Genomic DNA, 4,662 nt, shown 5'->3' on the forward strand with positions numbered 1-4,662 from the left:
GGAGACGTCGTGGGCCTGGTCAACGCCAGTGCCCTGCGGGTGGGTGATTCGCTCTATCTGGACAAGAAGGTCGAATTCCCCGGAATCCCGACGTTCTCTCCCGAGCACTTCATGGTCATCAGGGCCAAAGACTCCTCGAAGTACAAACAGTTCCGCCGCGGCATCGAACAACTCGACCACGAAGGCGTCATCCAGGTGCTGCGCTCTGACCTGCGCGGCGACCAGGCCCCTGTGCTCGGCGCCGTCGGACCGATGCAGTTCGAGGTCGCCGAAGACCGGATGAACAACGAATTCCACGCACCCTGCGGGCTGGAGCGCCTCAACTTCTCCCTGGCCCGACGCACCACACCGGAATGCGTGCCGACCCTGGCGAGAGAACGATCAGTGGAGGTTCTGCACCGCTCCGACGGCGAACTGCTTGCACTGTTCTCGGACAGGTGGCGACTGCAGGGCGTGCAGAAGAACCACCCGGATGTGGTTTTGGAACCGCTCGTCGTCAGTTGAGTCCCAAGACCGTGATGGTCTGGGGCCAAGCCTCAACCGATCACCCGTCTCGCCGTTTTGACGAGGACATTAAGATGAATAGTCGGGGTCATTTCAAGGTGACCCCAGTCGGGGAGACCCGACGCTCGGGGAGACCCGAACTGACAAAGGAGAGATCACAGACGTGGGAACGAAATCGATTCGAGTCGCGATTGCCGGATTGGGCAACTGCGCCTCTTCCCTGATCCAAGGTGTTGAGTATTACCGGGATGCGGCCCCGGGAAGTAAAGTTCCGGGACTCATGCACGTTGAATTCGGGGATTATCACGTCGGTGATATCGAATTCGTCGCCGCCTTCGACGTGGACGGCAAGAAGGTCGGCGCCGATATCGCCGAGGCGATCACCGCCAGTGAGAACAACACGATCAAGCTCGCCGATGTGGACTCGACCGGCGTCGCAGTTCAGCGCGGACCGACCCTCGACGGACTGGGCGAGTACTACCGTGAGACCATCGACGAATCCGATATCGAACCCGTCGACGTCGCACAGACTCTGCGCGATGCGAAGGCCGACGTCCTCGTCTGCTATCTGCCCGTCGGCTCGCAGGAGGCCGTTGAATACTACGCGCAGGCCGCCATCGACGCGAAGGTCGCCTTCGTCAATGCCCTTCCCGTCTTCATCGCCGGCACCAAGGAATGGGATGAGAAGTTCCGTGCCGCTGGTGTGCCGATCGTCGGAGACGACATCAAGAGCCAGATCGGTGCGACCATCACCCACCGCGTGATGGCCAAACTCTTCGAAGACCGCGGCGTCGTCCTCGACCGCACGTACCAGCTCAATGTCGGCGGCAACATGGACTTCAAGAACATGCTCGAACGCAAGCGCCTCGAGTCGAAGAAGATCTCGAAGACCCAGGCCGTGACCTCGAACACCTCGGCCGAGCTCTCCGACCGCAATGTCCACATCGGCCCCAGCGACTACGTCGAATGGCTCGACGACCGTAAGTGGGCCTTCGTCCGACTCGAGGGCCGCAACTTCGGTGATGCACCGGTGTCACTGGAATACAAGCTCGAGGTCTGGGACTCGCCAAACTCGGCCGGAGTCATCATCGACGCCGTCCGTGCGGCGAAGATCGGACTCGATCGCGGCGTCGGCGGCGCACTCATCTCCGCATCGTCGTACTTCATGAAGTCGCCCCCGGAGCAGAAGGGCGACGACGCCGCCCATGAGGCAGTCGAAGCCTTCATCCAAGGAAATCTCGAACGCTGAGCCCGCTTTCATCTGGGTTCGCTTTCAACTGAACCCCGCGTTCATCTGACCTGAGATCACTGCTGGCAATGCCGGTCGCACACACAGTGCGGCCGGCATTGCCAGTACCAGGGCCCGTTCATCAATCCGTCATCCCTGCGAAGCGGCATCCGAACCGAGCCGATGAACTCGTCGCCGCCGACCCAGGCTGAGGAGCCACGTCACCAGACCCGCCGCTGCACCGACGACAGCTCCCGTGATGATGCTTGTCAAGACCGCGAACACGCCGACGACGGTGTTCGAAACCCCGGGGTCGAGTTCCGAGAGTCGACCGCCGAGGCGGGGCGGCTGACCATCGAACTGCGCCGTCCAGAAGATCTGACGGCCCGCAGCCGGAAGAATTCCGTAGATGACGCGGAGGTCGTGGAGGACGACACGGGAGGCGGCCAACAGAGCCAGACCGATCAGCCCCCACAGGGGGAGACCGAGGCGTCGGGGCGGTCGAGTCGGGCGGTGATCAGGAGCTGTGCGGAATCTCGTGCTTCAAGTGTGAGCGGTGGGGCCCCTGCGCACAGTCGCCGCAAGTCGACACTCGGGTACGTCCGGCAGCGACGATCGGGGGTCAGATCTCGCCAACCACCACCTCCGTCGATGACGACGGCAATCCAGGATATGAGATCGCCTCGCCGCAATCGGAGTTGTCCATGACACTGGGGACTTGCAGACAGTGGTCCCTGCCACATATTGGTCGTGGCCGACGACTGGGTGAGCGGCTCCCACCGGCTCATCTGCATACCCCTTGACGAACCACCGAGGAGCATCGATGTCGCGCAACGCCGCTGTCACCGACACCACACCGAAGAAGCCTGCCGAGCTCAATTGGCTCATGCGTCTGCTGGTCATCATCGAAAAGGCCGGCAACAAACTTCCGCACCCCTTCTGGCTGTTCCTGTCACTGGCCGTCGTGGTCATGGTGCTCTCAGCGATCTTCTCCGCCACCGGACTGCAGGCGGTCAACCCCGCCACCGATGAGACGGTGAGTGTCACCAATCTCTTCAGCACGGAGTCCCTGCGTGAGATCGTCGCCGGAGCCACGAACAACTTCGTCACGTTCCCACCACTGGGCCTCGTCCTCATCGTCCTCATCGGCGTGGCCGTGGCGGAGCAGTCCGGACTGATCCCGGCGATGTTGCGCGCAACGATCGCCGGTGCCTCACCGAAGTGGATCACGTTCATCGTCGCACTCGCCGGCACCGCCGCGTCGATCGCCTCGGATGCCTCGTACATGATCATGATTCCCCTCGGCGGACTCGCGTTCAAAGCGGTGGGGCGCAACCCGCTGCTGGGCTGCGTCGTCGCCTACGCCGCCACCTCGGGCGGGTATTCGGCAGCACCCATGGTCAACTCAATGGACACGATCCTCGGTGGGCTCTCCACCTCGGCGGCTCAGATCATCGACGGCGACTACGTGGTCAGCCCGCTCGCGAACTTCTACTTCAACTTCATCTCGATGTTCGTCGTCGCCGGCGCCATCACCCTGGTCACCGAACTTCTGCTGACCAAACGCGCCGACCAGATCGAACTCGACGAACCGGACGAGAACGACCCGGACAACTTCGACGTCAAGATGGCCTTGGACTCCAACGAGAAGCGCGGCATGGTCATCGCCGTGGCCTCCATCGTCGCCTGCGCGGCCATCCTGTTCTTCCTCGCCCTGCCCGAGGGCTCCTTCCTGCGCGATGAGGCTGGGGCCTTCGGCCCCGAATCGGGACTGATGTCGGGCATCGCCGCCATCATCGGCTTCGGATTCTTCATCGTCGGCATCGTCTACGGCTACGCCACCGGCTCGATCAAGAAGACATCGGACATTCCCGACATGATGGGCAAGGGGCTCTTGCCGTTCGTGCCCGTCATCGTCCTGTTCTTCGCCGCCAGCCAGTTCCTGGCGCTGTTCAAGATGTCCAGCCTCGGCGAGATCCTCGCGATCAGGGGAGCGGAGTTCTTCGGTTCCCTCGACACCGGATCGTTCGTCATCCTCATGGGCGGTTGGCTGCTCGTGGCCCTGGGCGCACTGTTCCTGACCTCGGGTTCGGGCCTGTGGACGCTCATGGCGCCGGTGCTCGTGCCGATGTTCATGCTCCTGTCCATCGCCCCGGAGACCACGCAGGCCCTGTACCGGATCGGTGATTCGACGACGAACATCATCTCGCCGATGAGCCCGTACTTCGTCGTCGTCCTCGGCTTCATCCAGCGGTATAAGAAGGACTCGGGGATCGGGACCCTGCTCTCGTTCACGATTCCGCTGTCGTTCGCGATGTTCGTCTTCTGGGGACTGCTGTTCTTCATCTGGTGGTCCACCGGGATCCCCTGGGGGCCGGGCTCGGCCACGAGCTACCAGATGGGCTGAGTCCGCGAACTGCCTCAGTGCGTCGAGAGGCGGAGTCGGGCGGCGCTGTCGAGCGCTCTGCGTTCGACGCCGGCTTAGCGTTTGCTCCAGGAACGCACTCGGACTACTTCTGACATGAACGCAGGAATAGCGAGACCCAGCGCCAGCGTTATCATCGTGCAACGCTCGTTGATGCGTGCGCTGGATCTTCAGTGACTGTCCAGCTCACGTGGCTACACTGAAACCATGATTCGACTCTCGCGCGGCATTTCGTCCGCGCGAGCAACCTACTCAGATCGAAAGGATCTCGACCGTGAGTAACCCCATGATGAACCGGGCTCTCAATCAGGGAGTCCAGGCCGGACGCAATGAACCGGTCATGTCCGACCAGGAGCTCAACAACCTGTTCGACCAGCCTGCCGCACAGAACCGCAATGCCGGTCCGCAGGTTGCCGACCGGGCAATGACCTACGACGACGTCATGATGAAGACCGGTGTCCTCTTCGCCATCCTTCTCGCTGGCGCCGTGCTCGGCTGGTTCGTT

At 62.3% G+C, this 4,662-nt stretch carries 4 protein-coding genes and 1 pseudogene; 4 read left to right on the plus strand and 1 reads right to left on the minus strand.

Going from position 1 to position 4,662, the window contains the following annotated elements:
* Together L0G76_RS14250 and L0G76_RS14255 are read left to right on the plus strand one after the other, a co-directional pair.
* Nucleotides 1-504, plus strand: a pseudogene (locus L0G76_RS14250) (peptide chain release factor 3); the annotation flags it as partial.
* 163 nt (nt 505-667) lie between these two features.
* On the plus strand, nt 668-1,753 hold the full coding sequence (locus L0G76_RS14255; protein WP_304357822.1) for an inositol-3-phosphate synthase: 1,086 nt from the start codon (nt 668-670) through the stop codon (nt 1,751-1,753).
* Nucleotides 1,754-1,882: 129 nt separating this feature from the next.
* On the opposite strand, the gene L0G76_RS14260 is transcribed toward L0G76_RS14255, so the two are convergent.
* Complete coding sequence (locus L0G76_RS14260; protein WP_304357823.1) at nt 1,883-2,182, minus strand: hypothetical protein; 300 nt, start codon at nt 2,180-2,182, stop codon at nt 1,883-1,885.
* A 373-nt stretch (nt 2,183-2,555) separates the two neighbouring features.
* On the opposite strand from L0G76_RS14260, the gene L0G76_RS14265 reads away from it, so the two are divergent.
* Both L0G76_RS14265 and L0G76_RS14270 read left to right on the plus strand, forming a co-directional pair.
* Complete coding sequence (locus L0G76_RS14265; protein ID WP_304357824.1) at nt 2,556-4,139, plus strand: AbgT family transporter; 1,584 nt, start codon at nt 2,556-2,558, stop codon at nt 4,137-4,139.
* Between the two features lie 292 nt (nt 4,140-4,431).
* Nucleotides 4,432-4,662: Bax inhibitor-1/YccA family membrane protein (locus L0G76_RS14270; protein WP_304357825.1), on the plus strand; the 231-nt coding region annotated here is incomplete at its 3' end.

Origin of the sequence: Brevibacterium picturae (assembly GCF_030453725.1) — a bacterium.
In the GTDB taxonomy this organism is placed as follows: domain Bacteria; phylum Actinomycetota; class Actinomycetes; order Actinomycetales; family Brevibacteriaceae; genus Brevibacterium; species Brevibacterium sandarakinum_A.

Bases quoted from the DNA above. Each gene is read 5' to 3' on its own strand.
- L0G76_RS14265 (WP_304357824.1), top strand. From the start codon at position 2,556: ATGTCGCGCAACGCCGCTGTCACCGACACCACACCGAAGAAGCCTGCC.